Here is a 236-nt window from a genome sequence, read left to right on the forward strand (position 1 = left end):
CAGCGAAAGCAACTGATTTTTATACAACTGCACAAATGGCGCATCACGCTAAATCAACTTATGAGGCAGAGCATGCACTTCATGAACAGTTTGCTGAAGACCTTGATCTTTCAAAAGATGGAATGATTTCGAACGAAGACCCAGCTCCGACAGCTGTAGCTTATACGAATCACATTCTAGCTTCTTCTTATAAAGGGTCACTTGGGGAAGTGATTGCCGCGCTACTTCCTTGTTAC

At 43.2% G+C, this 236-nt stretch carries 1 pseudogene; it reads left to right on the forward strand.

Annotation, left to right across the window (positions count from 1 at the left end):
* Nucleotides 1-236, forward strand: a pseudogene (locus AOA62_RS30530) (hypothetical protein); the annotation flags it as partial.

Source organism: Pseudomonas sp. 2995-3 (assembly GCF_002742565.1).
Lineage (GTDB): Bacteria > Pseudomonadota > Gammaproteobacteria > Pseudomonadales > Pseudomonadaceae > Aquipseudomonas > Aquipseudomonas edaphica.